The organism is Micromonospora sp. DT4, assembly GCF_049841675.1.
Taxonomy (GTDB): Bacteria; Actinomycetota; Actinomycetes; order Mycobacteriales; family Micromonosporaceae; genus Micromonospora.
This window is the reverse complement of the sequence record NZ_JBNCKT010000130.1, coordinates 1-13,735: the sequence shown is the minus strand read 5'-3', so window position 1 is coordinate 13,735 and position 13,735 is coordinate 1. Positions and strand designations below refer to the sequence as shown.

Sequence of the window (13,735 nt, the reverse complement as noted above, 5' to 3'; positions counted from 1 at the left end):
CACCACCGACGAATCCACCGCCTCATCCACAAAAACCTGATGCAAGCCCTCCACCCGCAACGCACCCACCACCACCCCCGGCACCTGCGCACCCCCCACACCCACCCACAACCCCGCCCGCACCCACACCAACCCAAACTCCGGACAACCCACCCCAACACCCACCACAACCCACACCCCCCACAACCAACCAACCCAACCAACCAACCAAGCCAACCAAACCATGGGGATGTCTCGATAAAACAGTGGGGGCTATGGGGGCCATCTCACCAACGGCACCAGAGAACAACCCACAGCCACTTGACCTGATCTATGCGCCATATCCGGTTGAGGGACTTCCACAAGTCCGCCATGGATAGGAACCGGTCGATTTAAGTCGGTGCTCAGATCTCCAGCGACGGCTCGTCCGGCGCGGTGCCCCGCTCCACCGCCACACCGAGCGCACGCAGGTCGGCCACGAAATCCGGGTACCCCCGGTCGACGTGGTGCACGTGGGAGACCTCGGTGGGCCCGTCCGCGCAGAGCGCGGCGATGATCAGCCCGGCGCCGGCGCGGATGTCGGTGGCCCGTACCGGCGCTCCGGACAGCCGCTCCCGCCCCCGGACCACCGCATGGTGCCCGTCGGTCTTGATGTCCGCGCCCAGCCGCATCATCTCGTTGGCGAACATGAACCGGCCGTCGAAGATGTTCTCCGTGATCAGGGACGCGCCGTCGCTGACCGCAGCCAGCCCGATCGCCATGGGCAGCAGGTCGGTGGCGAAACCGGGGTACGGCAGCGTCACCACGTCCACCGCGCGGGGCCGGTCGTCCATGCGTACCCGGAAGCAGTCACCGTGCGTCTCGACCAGGCCGCCGGCCGCGACGACCTTGTCCAGCGCGACCTCCAGGTAGGCCGGGTCCAGCCCGGTCACCGTCACGTCGCCGCGCGTCATCGCGGCGCCGAACGCCCAGGTGCCGGCGACGATCCGGTCCCCCACGGTGGCGTGCCGCACCGGGCGCAGGCCGGGCACGCCGGTGATCCGCAGGGTGGACGTGCCGGCACCGGAGATCCGCGCGCCCATCTGGTTGAGCATCGTGCAGATGTCGACGATCTCGGGCTCCCGGGCCGCGTTGTCGATCATCGTGGTGCCCTGGGCCAGGACCGCCGCCATCACCAGGTTCTCGGTCGCGCCCACGCTGGGGAAGTCCAGCACGATCTCCGCGCCGTGCAGCCCGTGCGGGGTCTCGGCGATGACGAATCCGTGTTCGCCGGAGATCTCCGCGCCCATCCGGGTCAACCCGGAGATGTGCATGTCCAGACCACGCGAGCCGATCGCGTCGCCGCCCGGGTGGGCCACCCGCACGTACCCCCGGCGGGCCAGCAGCGGGCCCAGCACACAGATCGACGCGCGCAGCCGCCGGACCAGGTCGTAGTCGGCCTCCGCGCCCGGCTGCTCGGGTACGTCGATGGTCACCGAACGGGACCGGGCGGCCCCGCCCCGGGCCACCATCGGGTCCACCGGATCGTCCGCGTCGAACCGGACGTCGCACCCCAGCCGCCGCAGCACCTCCCCCATGATCGCGATGTCGGTGATCCGCGGAACGTTGGTGATCACACTGCGGCCGGGGGCGAGCAGCGCGGCAGCCATCAACTTCAGCGCCGAGTTCTTGGCGCCGACCACGTGCACGGTGCCCGCCAGTCGGGCCGCACCGCAGACGCGGATGATGTCGACGTCGTTGACCGCCGTGTCACCGGCGTCGCCCGGGCCCACCACCGCTGGCCAGCCGGCTGTCGTGTCCGGCCGAGCGGGGATCGTCAGGTCGGGTATCCGTAGGCTGTGCGTCATGGCCGTCCACCTCACGCGCATCTACACCAAGGCCGGCGACGCCGGCATGACCAGGCTGAGCAACAACGAGCAGGTCCCGAAGACCGATCCACGGATCGCCGCGTACGCGGACGTCGACGAGTGCAACGCGGCGATCGGTGTCGCGCTCGCCCTCGGCCAGCTCGACGAGGAGCTGCGAGCCGTCCTGGCGTCGGTGCAGAACGACCTGTTCGACGTCGGCGCCGACCTGTCCACGCCGGTCGAGCCGGAGCCGAAGTACCCGCCACTGCGGGTGACCGAGGAGTACGTCGAGCGCCTGGAGGGCTGGTGCGACGAGTACAACGCGCGCCTGAGCAAGCTCGACTCCTTCATCCTCCCGGGCGGCACCGCGGGCGCGGCGCTGCTGCACGTGGCGCGGACCATCGCCCGGCGAGCCGAGCGGGCGGCATGGGCACTGGTCAGCCACGATCCGGACCGGACCAGCCCGCTCCCGGCAAAGTATCTCAACCGGCTCTCCGATCTGCTCTTTATCCTGTCAAGAACGGCAAATCCGGCGGGCGATGTGCTATGGGTGCCGGGCGGGAAGCGCTGACGGTGGGCGCCATGTGGGGCTGGGTTCCCGCTCTCGCCGCCGTCACGCGTCGTCGGGGCTGACACCTCACCCCGGCCGCTGAGGAGGCAGGATTCACCGAGACCGGTAACGGCAGGTGATCAAGGACCGCGCCGGATCCACGCACAGCGCCACGGACGGGTTTCCGGGGCAGCCCGCCCGGCGCAGGGATCAAGCCTGACCGCCCGGAGCCGGGCGGGCTGCCCCGGAAACCCCGAAGAGCGACCAAAGGGCGGATCAGGCAGCCGGCCAGTCCTGGGAGGCCCGACGCGGCGAGACCGCCCCCGGAGGGGCGGCCTCGAGCCAGGAGAGGAACCCGGTGACGGTCGATCGCGCCATGGCGATCTCCACCGGTGCGTGGTGACTCGTACAGCGGAGGATCACCCAGTCGGCCGGCATGGAGAGGCGCTCCTGCCCTTCGGGCAACCGCCGGCGCTCGACCGCGAGACCCTTGCGGGACAGGACCCGCTTGGGACGGAGCGCGAAGCTGAACATCCGGTACCAGCACAGTTCGTCACCGGCGAACCGGCCGAACCCCGGTGACCAGCCACGCCCGTCGAGCACGGTGGTCACCCGAACGCTGAGCCGGATGATGCCACCGCTGCGGGTGACAACGGCCCGCCGGACGAAGAACACGAGAAGCGCGACGAGGATGACGGCGACGCCGATCCCGATCCCTTCGACGATCTCCATCCGCGGTGTGGCTCAGCGGCTCTGCGCGGAAACCGGGGTAGCGCTCTCGGCCAGCACGGTGACGCCCTCGGCGCTCACCGACAGGAAGCCGCCGGCCACGTCGTACGTGACCTGCTCACCGCCGGCCAGCTTGATGCGAACCTGGCCGGGCTCGGCGAGCTGGCCGAGCAGCGGCGCGTGACCCGGCAGGACACCCAGCTCGCCCTCGGTGGTCCGGGCGACGACCATCTCGGCCTCACCGGACCAGACCTTCTCCTCGACGGCGACGAGCTCGACGTGAAGCTGCTGTGCCACGCTGTCTCCTTGCTGCGGCGACGGATTGCCGAAAGTCTAGTCGTGCCGCCGAGCCACCCCCAACGCGGGTGGCGAGAGCTACGCCACGGCTACTTGCTCTTGTTCTGGAATTCCGGGTGCTCGAGCAGGAACGGGTCCAGTTGTTCATTGTGCAGGGCGGTGAAGAAGTCCGGGACGCCTGCCTGGAACTGCTCACCCTTGTAGGTCTCGCCCTCGAAGACCGGGCCGCCCGGCAGCTTGATCATCTGGATGGTGTTCGGGCGGATGTTCTTCAGGGCCAGCCCGAAGTCGACCACGCTGTTGCCCCGACCGTTGAAGATCAGCGACTGGCCGGCGGCGCGGAGCACCTTGTCCAGCTTGATCGGATTGGCCACCACGTCGGCGCTGAACGCCTGGCCGACCATCGCCTTGACGAACTGCTGCTGGTGACGCTGCCGGCCGTAGTCGGCGTCGGGCACACCGTTCTTCGGGTAGCGCTGCCGGACGTAGTCCAGGGCCTGCCACCCGCTGAGGTGGTGGGTGCCCTTCTTGTAGATCGCCTGCGGGCCGACGTAGCCCTCACCACGCGTGTTGCCCGGCCGGGGCTTGCCGTCGGGCTGCTTGTGCTCGGACTTCACGTCCCGCTCGACGTACATGTCGACGCCGCCCATCGCGTCGACGATCTTCTGGAAGCCGGTGAAGTTGATGATCGCGCCCGCGTCGAAGCGCTCGATGCCGGTGGCGTTCTGCACCGTGGTGGCCAACAACTCGAAGCCGCGCGCCGCGTCCGGATTTCCTCCCGGCACCCGGCTGCCGAACGACATCGCAGCGTTGATCTTCGTCGTCTCGCCGCCGAAGTTGGCCTTCTTGAACGCCGGAATGTCGACGTAGAGGTCACGCGGCAACGAGAAGAGGTAGGCCCGGTCCATCGACGCCGGAACGTGCAGCACCATGATCGAGTCGGCCAGCGGCGCGGCCGTCGGCGTACGCGGGTCGATGCCGACCAGCAGGAGGTTGAGGGGGCCCTTGATCTCGCTCTTCTTCTCCTTGGCACCCGCCGCCTGGTCACCGAAGAGGTCGGCCTTGCCGACAGCGCCCTCGTAGCGGGCCATCAGCACCTCGCTGCCGACGAGCGCCCCACCGCTGAGCACGGTCAGCACGAGGCCGAAAACCGTGCAGAGCTTGGCCCAGCGCGGCACGCCCCGCCAGATGGACGACTTGCGGCCACGCTTGCCGGCCTTACCCACGCTCATCTCCGTTCGCTACGCCCACGTAGTGAAGACGGGCGCACGTCGTCGAAAGGTTGCAGAAGTCAGCGCCGTTCACGTGAACGCGCGGACCGACCGTATCTCGCGTACCGGTCGAGCGACGACCACGAGTAACGGACCGCGACGATGGTAAGACCTGAAGATGAACAAAAGACTGCCCCGACATTGCCGGGGCAGTCTTTTGCGGTACGGGTACGACGAGGGCTGTCAGGCCTTCATCAGCTCCTCAGCCTTGGCTTCCAGGTCCGCGAGACCGCCGCACATGAAGAACGCCTGCTCGGGGAAGTGATCGTACTCACCCTCGCTGATCTTGCGGAACGCCTCGATGGTCTCCTTGATCGGGACCGTCGAGCCCGGCACGCCGGTGAACTGCTCCGCCGCGTAGGTGTTCTGCGAGAGGAAGCGCTCGATCCGCCGGGCCCGGGCCACGGTGATCTTGTCTTCCTCGGAGAGCTCCTCGATACCGAGGATGGCGATGATGTCCTGCAGGTCCTTGTAGCGCTGCAGAATCCGCTTCACCTCGGTGGCGACCTGGAAGTGCTCCTGGCCGACGAACTCCGGGGCGAGGATCCGGGACGAGGACGCCAGCGGGTCCACGGCCGGGTAGATGCCCTTGTCGGAGATCGACCGCTCCAGGTTGGTGGTCGCGTCGAGGTGGGCGAACGTGGTGGCCGGGGCGGGGTCGGTATAGTCGTCCGCCGGCACGTAGATCGCCTGCATCGAGGTGATGGCCTGGCCCCGGACGGAGGTGATCCGCTCCTGGAGCTCGCCCATCTCGTCGGCCAGGGTCGGCTGGTAACCCACGGCGCTCGGCATACGGCCGAGCAGGGTGGAGACCTCCGAACCCGCCTGCGTGAAGCGGAAGATGTTGTCGATGAAGAGCAGCACCTCCTGCTTCTTCACGTCGCGGAAGTACTCCGCCATGGTGAGCGCGGAGAGCGCGACCCGCAGCCGCGTGCCCGGCGGCTCGTCCATCTGGCCGTAGACCAGCGCGGTCTTGTCGATGACGCCGGACTCGGTCATCTCGGCGATCAGGTCGTTGCCCTCACGGGTGCGCTCACCCACGCCGGCGAAGACCGAGGTGCCACCGAAGTTACGGGCAACCCGGGTGATCATCTCCTGGATGAGCACCGTCTTGCCCACGCCCGCGCCGCCGAACAGGCCGATCTTGCCGCCCTTGACGTACGGGGCGAGCAGGTCGATGACCTTGATGCCGGTCTCCAGCATCTCGGTCTTCGGCTCCAGGTCCGCGAAGGCCGGGGCCTTGCGGTGGATACCCCAGTGGTCGTCCGGGTTGAGGGTCTCACCCTCCTTGAGGTTGAGCACCTCGCCGATCGCGTTGAACACGTGGCCCTTGACCGCGTCGCCCACCGGAACGGTGATCGGCTTACCGGAGTCACGAACCTCGGCGCCGCGAACCAGACCGTCCGTCGGCTGCATCGAGATCGCGCGGACCAGGTTGCCACCCAGGTGCTGGGCGACCTCCAGGGTCAGCGTCTTCTCACCGCCGGACAGGCTCACGGTGACGTTCAGGGCGTTGAACAGGGCCGGCATGGCGTCGCGCGGGAACTCGGCGTCGACGACCGGGCCGATGACCCGGACCACGCGACCCGTGGCCGTCTTGGTCTCTACTGGTGCAGTCATCACACTTCACTTCCCGACGCGGCAAGCGCGTTGGCGCCGCCGACGATCTCGCTGATCTCCTGGGTGATCCCGGCCTGACGGGCCGAGTTCATCTCACGCGTGTACTTCTCGATCATCTCTTCGGCGTTGTCGGTGGCGCTCTTCATCGCCCGCCGCCGTGCCGCCGACTCACTCGCCGCCGACTCGAGCAACGCCGCGTAGATCCGCGTGTTGATGTACCTCGGCAGGAGCGCGTCGAGCAGCGCCTCCGCCTCCGGCTCGAACTCGTACGCCGGCAGCAGCCCTTCGGAGCGCGGCCGGTCCTCGACCTGCATCGGGCCGACGATCTTGGTGACCGGGTTCTGCGTCATCAGTGAGTGGAACTCGGTGTAGACGATGTGCAACTCGTCGACGCCGAGCACCCCGTCCGCGCCAGCACCGCCGTCGACGTCGTCCGCACCGGCCGTGAACGCCTTGATCAGCGTCTCACCCACGGCACGGGCGTCCTCGAACGACGGCTGCTCGCTGAACCCGGTCCAGTTCGCCTCGATCGGCCGGTCGCGGAACCGGTAGAACCCGACGCCCTTGCGGCCGATGACGTAGAGCACCGGCTCCTTGCCGTCGGCCCGGAGGCGTGCGATCAGCGACTCGGCCATCCTGATCGCGTTGGAGCTGTAACCGCCGGCCAGGCCACGGTCGCTGGTGACCAACAGGACGCCCGCCCGCCGCACCCGCTCGCGCGGGGTGAGCAGCGGGTGGTCGATCCGCGCGTTGGACGCCAGCGCCGTGAGCACACCGGTGATGGCCTCGGCGTACGGCAGGGACGCCTGCACCCGGGCCTGGGCCTTGGCGATCCGGCTCGTCGCCACGAGCTCCATCGCCTTGGTGATCTTCTTCATCGACTTCGCCGAGCGGATCCGTTGACGAAGAACGCGAACCTGGGCCGCCATCAGATCAGCTCTCGGCCGGGCGGTCGGTCGCGCTGTCGCGGAAGCGGGTCACCGTCTCGCGGTTCTCGTCGCCCTCAAGCGGGGTGGCCGGCGCGTCGTTGACCTTGCGCTCGTCCTCCTTGTTGAGGAAGACCTGCTTGAACTCCGCGATCGCGGTGTCCAGGGAGCCGGTGATGTCGTCGTTCCACTGGTTGTCGGCGATCGACGCGAGGACACCCTCGTGCTTGTGCCGCAGGTACTGGAGGAACTCCGACTCGAAGCGCCGCACCTCGCCGACCGGGATGTCATCGAGCTTGCCCTCGACGCCGGACCAGACCGAGACGACCTCTTCCTGCACCGGGAACGGCGAGTAGTTCGACTGCTTGAGCAGCTCCACCAGGCGCGAACCCCGGTTCAGCTGGTTCTGCGAGGCGCGGTCCAGGTCCGAGGCGAAGGCGGCGAACGCCTCCAGCTCGCGGTACTGGGCCAGGTTGAGCCGCAGCGAACCAGAAACCTTCTTCATCGGCTTCACCTGCGCGGCGCCACCGACCCGGGAGACCGAGGTGCCGACGTTGATCGCCGGACGAACGCCCTGGTTGAACAGGTCGGTCTCCAGGAAGATCTGGCCGTCGGTGATCGAGATGACGTTGGTCGGGATGAAGGCCGAGATGTCGTTGGCCTTCGTCTCGATGATCGGCAGACCGGTCATCGAGCCGCCACCCAGCTCGTCGGAGAGCTTCGCACAGCGCTCCAGCAGGCGGGAGTGCAGGTAGAAGACGTCACCCGGGTACGCCTCACGGCCCGGCGGGCGACGCAGCAGCAGCGACACGGCCCGGTACGCCTCGGCCTGCTTGCTCAGGTCGTCGAAGACGATCAGGACGTGCTTGCCGCCGTACATCCAGTGCTGGCCGATGGACGAGCCGGTGTACGGGGCCAGGTACTTGAAGCCGGCCGGGTCGGACGCCGGCGAGGCGACGATGGTCGTGTACTCCAGCGCGCCCGCCTCCTCCAGCTGCCCCTTGATCGAGGCGATCGTGGAGGCCTTCTGGCCGATGGCGACGTAGATGCAGCGAACCTGCTTCTTCGGGTCGCCGGTGCGCCAGTTGTCCCGCTGGTTGAGGATGGCGTCCAGCGCGACAGTGGTCTTGCCGGTCTTGCGGTCACCGATGATCAGCTGCCGCTGGCCCCGACCGATCGGCGTCATCGCGTCGATCGCCTTGATGCCGGTCTGCAGCGGCTCGAACACCGACTGCCGGGCCATCACGTTCGGAGCCTGCAGCTCCAGCTCGCGGTAACCCTCCTCGGCGATGTCGCCGAGGCCGTCGATCGGCTGGCCGAGCGCGTTGACCACGCGGCCGAGGAAGGCGTCACCCACCGGAACCGAGAGCACGCGGTCGGTGCGCTTGACCCGCTGCCCCTCCTCCAGCTTGGCGGAGTCACCGAGGACGACCACGCCGATCTCCCGCACGTCGAGGTTCAACGCCACGCCGAGCGTGCCGTCCTCGAACTCCAGGAGCTCGTTGGTCTTGGTCGAGGGCAGGCCCTCGACGTGGGCGATGCCGTCGCCGGTGTCGGAGACGGTGCCGACCTCCTCGCGGGAGACGTCGGACGAGTAGGAGGAGACGTAGCGCTCCAGGGCGCCGCGGATCTCCTCCGTCGAGATGGTCAGCTCGGCCATCCTCTGCTTCCTTAAAATTCAGGGGCCCGGGATACCTAGTACCAACCGGTCCGAATGGCGTCTGTCAATCCGGGCGCTGCGGCGGCGGAGCCGCCCCAACGGTGAGGCAGCGGAACCACCGCATTGCTGGCGGCGAAGCCGTTAGCGCTTCGCGAGCGCGTTGCGGGTCTCGTTGAGGCGGCGCAGGATGGTGCCGTCGTACAGGTCGGAACCGACCCGGACACTCACCCCACCGAGAACGGCGGGGTCGACCGTCTGCTTGACGGACACCTCTCGACCGTATATCGCGGTGAGGCTCGCACCCAGTCGACGCTCGTCCTCGTCACTCAACGGGGCCGCGACGGTCACGTACGCCACCTGCCGGTCACGCCGGTCGGCGGCCAGCTCGACCAGCCGGGTGAGCGCCCCACTGAAGGAGCGTCCCCCGAAACCGCCGAGCGCCGCCTCGACGAGGCGGACGGTGACCGGACGGGCCTTGTCGGCGAGCAGCTCGCGGGCCAGGGTAGCCCGCTGCTCGACCGGGGCGACCGGGTCGGCCAGGGCGTTGTTCAGCGCCGGCTGACCACCCACGACCTGGCCGAAGCGGAACAGCTCGTCCTCGACCTCGCCCAGCTCGCCAGCGGAGTCGGCGCTGGCCAGCAGCGCCTCCACGCCGAGGCGCTCGGTGCCGTCGAGCAGTTCCGACGGTGCCGACCACCGGCCGGAGACCAGCGTCACGAGCAGGTCTAGCGCGTCCGCGCCGATCCGCCCGCCCAGCATGTCGCCGAGCAGCGCCCCGCGGTCCTCGCCGGAACGGGCCGGCTCGGAGAGCGCCCGGCGCAGCCGCGGCTCACGCCGCAGCAGGGTCGCCACGGAGAGGATGGCGTCGGCGGTGGAGGCCACCGCCGACGGCTCCGCGCCGCGGACGTACGCGTCGAGGCGCTCGGCCGCGATCTTGTACGACTCCCGGCTGGCGGCCTGCATCAGCGGGCCCCCGTGCTCTCGAGACCGCTCAGGAACCGGTCGACGGTGCCCTTGCGCCGCGCCTCGTCGGTCAGCGACTCGCCGACGATCTTGCTGGCCAGGTCCACCGCGATCGTGCCGACCTCCGCGCGCAGCTCGCGCACGATGGTGGCCCGCTCGGCGGCGAGCGCGTCCTTGCCGGCCTGGATGACCCGGTCGGACTCCTCCCGCGCCTTGGCGAGGATGTCCTGCCGGATGCCCTCGGCGTCGGCCCGCGCGTCGTCACGGATCTTGGCGGCATCGGTCCGCGCCTCGGCGAGCTGGGCACGGTACTGCTCGAGCAGCTGGTTCGCCTCGGCCTGGGCGGCCTCGGCGCGCTTGATGCCGCCCTCGATCGCGTCGACCCGAGCCTGGAACGTCTGCTCCATGCGCGGGAAGACGAACTTCATCAGCACGAAGCAGAGCACGGCGAAGGCGATCGTGCCGACCACGATCTCCTCCCAGATCGGGATGATCGGGTTGTGGCCTGACTCACCACCCTCAGCGGCGAGGAAGAACATGAATGACCTCCCGGTCTAGGGGCGGGATCAGCCGGCCCAGATGAAGCCGAAGGCGATGCCGAACAGGGCGAGCGCCTCGATGACGGCGAAGCCGATCCAGACGTACGGCAGGGTCATCCGGGACGACTCCGGCTGCCGGGCGGTCGACTGGATGTAGGCGGCGAAGACCAGGCCAACGCCGATGCCCGGGCCGATGGCGGCGAGACCGTAGCCGATGGCAGCGGTGCTACCGGTTACCTCGGCGAGAACGCTAGCGTCCATTGGTGTGGTTCCTCCTGGTTATCACGCGTGACTCTCACGCGGGACGACAACGGTTGGTGCGTGGATCAGTGCTCTTCGGCGAGAGCGCCCTGGATGTAGCTGGCGCTCAGCACCGTGAAGACGTAGGCCTGCAGGACGATGACCAGCGCTTCGAGAAGGGTCAGCGCCACGGTCATCACCCAGGAGACCACCGACACCGGCGCCAACCAGGCGTTGGCGTTGAGCATCGCGAAGCCGCCGAGCGTGAAGACCAGCAGGAGCATGTGGCCGGCGAACATGTTCGCGAAGAGACGAACGGCCAGTGAGAACGGCCGGATGACGAAGGTCGAGAACGCCTCGATCGGGATCAGCAGCGGCAGGATGTACCAGGGTGCCGGCGGGATCAGGGCGTGCTTGAAGTACTTGGCGAAGCCGTGGTGCCGGATGCCGATGTAGTTGAACAGCACGTAGCTGATCACCGCGAGGATCGCCGGGAAGGCGATGTGCGAGTTCGGCGAGATCTGGAAGACCGGGATGATCGCGAACGCGTTCGTCAGCAGCACGAAGCAGAACAGCGTGGTGAAGTACGGCGCGAACCGCACGCCCGCGTGCCCGATCATGTCGACCGCGATGTTGTTCCGCACGAAGCCGTAGATCGACTCGGCGAACCACTGCTTCTTGGTCGGCACCAGCTTCGGGTTCCGGTAGGTCGCCAGGAAGAAAATGATCAGGACGCCGACCGCGATCCAGATCATCAGCGTGAACTTGGTGAACCAGTAGGAGTTCTCCGCACCCCAGGGCAGGATGCTGGGCAGGTAGAAGTCCTCCTTGCTAGGTGGGAATTCTGCCTGGCCCGCTGCCAGGACGTTCGCCTGTCCGAACACCGCGTCCCTTCCTAAGTAGGCGTGCCGAGTCGGCGGATGACCAGGATGACTCCCCCAGCCATGCCGAGCACGAAGCCGATCCCGGTGGCGACGCCACCGGTGTCGAGCCACTGGTCGACCAGCCAGCCGATGAAACCCCACACGAGCATGCCTCCGATGAGGTAGCTGAGCGCGGTCCAACCCTGACCGGCGCCGGACGGATAGTCGTCCGGTTGACCGGCGGGACGGGGGTTTTGGTCATCAGCCATGACGGGGCGAACGATATCAGCCGGGAAGACGAGGCTGTGCCTCACCCCCCGCACAACCGTCGTTGTGTGGGCTTCTCGTGGGCGCCGTCGTCTGTGGGCACGCTACTCCCCTTCCGCCCGTCGGAAAATGACCGGAGGCCAACACATTGCCGCGCGTCCGATAGGTGGGACACCCGGGTCGGTGACCAGGTCAGCCGGAGCGGCGGGCGTGCACCGTGGTCAGCCACCAGAGGTGCGCCCCAGTCCACACTGCCACCCCGGCAACGATGCCGAGGCAGAGCGGGATCAACCCCGCCCAACCGGTGGACGCCACCGCCACCAGGACGACACCCAACAGGGTGAACTTCAGCACGTAGAGCCCCACACCGAGCGGCAGCAGCAACTGCGGGTTGACCTGGTCGGCCCGCGCCAGCACCACCGTCGTGAGCGTGTAGCTGAACACCGTCACACCCACCCCGGCCGCCGCGCCGAGCGCGGCCGACGCGCCACCGGTCACCCCGCCGACCACGGCCGCGACCACGGCCAGCGCCGCCGACGCGGCCAGTAGCACCGGCAGGTGCCGCAACCGCCACCGCCGGTCGGCGGCGGGCTCGACCACCCCGGGCTCAGCCACGGGGGTACGCCGGGAAGGCCGCGACCAGTTCGGTCACCTCGGCGCCGATCGTGGTCAGCGCGTCGGCGCCACCCGGTGCACCCGGGTCGGTGCGTACCGCGCGGGCGATCAGGGCGGCCACCTGCCGCAGCTCACCCTCGCGCATGCCCTGCGTGGTGACGCTCGGCGTGCCGACCCGGATACCCGAGGCCACCATCGGCGGCTGCGGGTCGTACGGAATGGCGTTCTTGTTCAGGGTGATCGACGCGGCGTCGCAGCGGCGCTCGGCCTCGGTGCCGGTCACCCCCAACTCCCGCAGGTCGATCAGCGCGAGGTGGGTGTCGGTGCCACCGGACACCGGGCGCATTCCCTCGTCGGCCAGCCCGGCGGCGAGCGCCTGCGCGTTGCTGACCACCTGCCGGGCGTACGTCTGGAACTCGGGCTGGGCGGCCTCGCGCAGCGCGACCGCCTTCGCGGCGATCGCGTGCATCAGCGGGCCACCCTGGGTGAACGGGAAGACCGCCTTGTCGATCCGCTGGGCCAACGACTCGCGGCAGAGGATCATGCCGCCGCGCGGGCCACGCAGCACCTTGTGGGTGGTGGCGCAGACGACGTCGGCGTACGGCACCGGGGACGGGATCGCCCGACCGGCGACCAGGCCGATGAAGTGCGCGGCGTCCACCATCAGGTACGCGCCGACCTCGTCGGCGATCTCCCGAAACCGGGCGAAGTCGATCAGTCGGGGGTACGCGGTCGCGCCGCAGATGATCAGCTTGGGCCGGTGCGCCCTGGCCAGGTCGCGTACCTCGTCGTAGTCGATCAGCTCGGTATCCGGCCGGACCGGGTAACCGGCCGGGTGGAACCACTTGCCGGAGAAGTTCACCCGGCTGCCATGGGTGAGGTGCCCGCCGTGCGGCAGGTCCATCGCCAGCACCGTGTCCCCCGGCTGCACCAGCGCCGCGTACGCGGCCAGGTTGGCGCTCGCCCCGGAGTGCGGCTGGAGGTTGGCGTGCTCGGCCCCGAAGAGCTCCTTCGCCCGCGCGATCGCGATCTCCTCGGCCCGGTCCACCTCGGCGCAGCCGCCGTAGTAGCGCCGGCCCGGGTAGCCCTCGGCGTACTTGTTGGTGAGCGTCGAGCCGAGCGCGGCCAGCACCGCCGGCGAGGTCAGGTTCTCGCTCGCGATGAGCTGCAGTCCACTCCGCAACCGGTCCAACTCTCCGAGGACCACCCCGGCGATCTCCGGATCGGTGGCCCTGAGCTGGGCGAAATCCGGCCCCCAGAAGGTGCTCGTCTCGGTCTCCACAGCGAACGAGTCTAGACGATCTATTCCAAGGGGGTCAGTGGTCGTATGCGGTCAGGGACCGTAGGACTGGCTGGTTGGTGTGCCAGT

At 68.7% G+C, this 13,735-nt stretch carries 15 protein-coding genes; 1 reads left to right on the top strand and 14 read right to left on the bottom strand.

The features are described from left to right. Positions 1 to 383: 383 nt before the first annotated feature. Positions 384 to 1,826, bottom strand: coding sequence for a UDP-N-acetylglucosamine 1-carboxyvinyltransferase (gene murA, locus ACLQ24_RS25530; RefSeq protein ID WP_425894245.1), 1,443 nt, complete (start codon positions 1,824 to 1,826; stop codon positions 384 to 386). Between murA and ACLQ24_RS25525 the strand changes: the two genes are divergently transcribed. Further along, positions 1,825 to 2,397, top strand: a complete 573-nt coding sequence (locus ACLQ24_RS25525; RefSeq protein ID WP_422736649.1) for a cob(I)yrinic acid a,c-diamide adenosyltransferase — start codon at positions 1,825 to 1,827, stop codon at positions 2,395 to 2,397. The two genes, murA and ACLQ24_RS25525, sit on opposite strands and share 2 nt — an antisense overlap. A gap of 255 nt (positions 2,398 to 2,652) precedes the next feature. Here ACLQ24_RS25525 and ACLQ24_RS25520 read toward each other — a convergent pair whose 3' ends face one another. The 13 genes from ACLQ24_RS25520 to glyA form a co-directional block, all read right to left on the bottom strand. Beyond that, the gene (locus tag ACLQ24_RS25520; RefSeq protein WP_425894244.1) at positions 2,653 to 3,108 is read right to left on the bottom strand and encodes a DUF2550 domain-containing protein; all 456 of its coding nucleotides are present in this window, start codon (positions 3,106 to 3,108) and stop codon (positions 2,653 to 2,655) included. A 12-nt stretch (positions 3,109 to 3,120) separates the two neighbouring features. Beyond that, positions 3,121 to 3,402 carry a F0F1 ATP synthase subunit epsilon gene (locus tag ACLQ24_RS25515; protein ID WP_425894243.1) on the bottom strand — a complete coding sequence of 94 codons (282 nt, stop codon included), beginning with the start codon at positions 3,400 to 3,402 and terminating at the stop codon, positions 3,121 to 3,123. Between the two features lie 89 nt (positions 3,403 to 3,491). Next, a complete protein-coding gene (locus tag ACLQ24_RS25510) occupies positions 3,492 to 4,634 on the bottom strand; it encodes an LCP family protein (protein WP_425894242.1) in 1,143 nt (380 codons plus the stop codon). 222 nt (positions 4,635 to 4,856) lie between these two features. Beyond that, the gene (gene atpD, locus ACLQ24_RS25505; protein ID WP_425894241.1) at positions 4,857 to 6,293 is read right to left on the bottom strand and encodes a F0F1 ATP synthase subunit beta; all 1,437 of its coding nucleotides are present in this window, start codon (positions 6,291 to 6,293) and stop codon (positions 4,857 to 4,859) included. Next, positions 6,293 to 7,222: a F0F1 ATP synthase subunit gamma gene (locus ACLQ24_RS25500; protein WP_425894240.1), complete on the bottom strand. Its 930-nt coding sequence runs from the start codon at positions 7,220 to 7,222 to the stop codon at positions 6,293 to 6,295. Before ACLQ24_RS25500 ends, atpD begins: the two co-directional genes overlap by 1 nt. A 4-nt stretch (positions 7,223 to 7,226) precedes the next feature. Beyond that, complete coding sequence (gene atpA, locus ACLQ24_RS25495) at positions 7,227 to 8,879, bottom strand: F0F1 ATP synthase subunit alpha (RefSeq protein ID WP_425894239.1); 1,653 nt, start codon at positions 8,877 to 8,879, stop codon at positions 7,227 to 7,229. A 141-nt stretch (positions 8,880 to 9,020) separates the two neighbouring features. Next, positions 9,021 to 9,842, bottom strand: a complete 822-nt coding sequence (locus ACLQ24_RS25490; protein WP_425894238.1) for a F0F1 ATP synthase subunit delta — start codon at positions 9,840 to 9,842, stop codon at positions 9,021 to 9,023. Next, positions 9,842 to 10,381, bottom strand: a complete 540-nt coding sequence (locus tag ACLQ24_RS25485) for a F0F1 ATP synthase subunit B (protein ID WP_425894237.1) — start codon at positions 10,379 to 10,381, stop codon at positions 9,842 to 9,844. The genes ACLQ24_RS25490 and ACLQ24_RS25485 overlap by 1 nt, the downstream gene beginning before the upstream one ends. A gap of 27 nt (positions 10,382 to 10,408) precedes the next feature. Then, the gene (locus ACLQ24_RS25480; RefSeq protein ID WP_091405890.1) at positions 10,409 to 10,642 is read right to left on the bottom strand and encodes an ATP synthase F0 subunit C; all 234 of its coding nucleotides are present in this window, start codon (positions 10,640 to 10,642) and stop codon (positions 10,409 to 10,411) included. A gap of 65 nt (positions 10,643 to 10,707) precedes the next feature. Next, positions 10,708 to 11,505, bottom strand: coding sequence for a F0F1 ATP synthase subunit A (gene atpB / locus ACLQ24_RS25475; RefSeq protein ID WP_425894236.1), 798 nt, complete (start codon positions 11,503 to 11,505; stop codon positions 10,708 to 10,710). An 11-nt stretch (positions 11,506 to 11,516) separates the two neighbouring features. Further along, entirely contained in the window at positions 11,517 to 11,753 is a 237-nt protein-coding gene (locus ACLQ24_RS25470) for an AtpZ/AtpI family protein (RefSeq protein ID WP_425894235.1), read from the bottom strand. A 190-nt stretch (positions 11,754 to 11,943) separates the two neighbouring features. Further along, positions 11,944 to 12,366, bottom strand: a complete 423-nt coding sequence (locus ACLQ24_RS25465) for a hypothetical protein (RefSeq protein WP_425894234.1) — start codon at positions 12,364 to 12,366, stop codon at positions 11,944 to 11,946. Then, positions 12,359 to 13,648: a serine hydroxymethyltransferase gene (gene glyA, locus ACLQ24_RS25460; RefSeq protein WP_425894232.1), complete on the bottom strand. Its 1,290-nt coding sequence runs from the start codon at positions 13,646 to 13,648 to the stop codon at positions 12,359 to 12,361. Before glyA ends, ACLQ24_RS25465 begins: the two co-directional genes overlap by 8 nt. Positions 13,649 to 13,735: the final 87 nt, after the last annotated feature.

Coding starts and splice junctions, on each gene's coding strand:
- ACLQ24_RS25525 (WP_422736649.1), top strand. CDS start 1,825: ATGGCCGTCCACCTCACGCGCATCTACACCAAGGCCGGCGACGCCGGC.
- atpD (WP_425894241.1), bottom strand. CDS start 6,293: ATGACTGCACCAGTAGAGACCAAGACGGCCACGGGTCGCGTGGTCCGG.
- ACLQ24_RS25485 (WP_425894237.1), bottom strand. CDS start 10,381: ATGTTCTTCCTCGCCGCTGAGGGTGGTGAGTCAGGCCACAACCCGATC.
- ACLQ24_RS25510 (WP_425894242.1), bottom strand. CDS start 4,634: ATGAGCGTGGGTAAGGCCGGCAAGCGTGGCCGCAAGTCGTCCATCTGG.
- ACLQ24_RS25470 (WP_425894235.1), bottom strand. CDS start 11,753: ATGGCTGATGACCAAAACCCCCGTCCCGCCGGTCAACCGGACGACTAT.
- atpA (WP_425894239.1), bottom strand. CDS start 8,879: ATGGCCGAGCTGACCATCTCGACGGAGGAGATCCGCGGCGCCCTGGAG.
- ACLQ24_RS25480 (WP_091405890.1), bottom strand. CDS start 10,642: ATGGACGCTAGCGTTCTCGCCGAGGTAACCGGTAGCACCGCTGCCATC.
- ACLQ24_RS25520 (WP_425894244.1), bottom strand. CDS start 3,108: ATGGAGATCGTCGAAGGGATCGGGATCGGCGTCGCCGTCATCCTCGTC.
- ACLQ24_RS25490 (WP_425894238.1), bottom strand. CDS start 9,842: ATGCAGGCCGCCAGCCGGGAGTCGTACAAGATCGCGGCCGAGCGCCTC.
- murA (WP_425894245.1), bottom strand. CDS start 1,826: ATGACGCACAGCCTACGGATACCCGACCTGACGATCCCCGCTCGGCCG.
- ACLQ24_RS25500 (WP_425894240.1), bottom strand. CDS start 7,222: ATGGCGGCCCAGGTTCGCGTTCTTCGTCAACGGATCCGCTCGGCGAAG.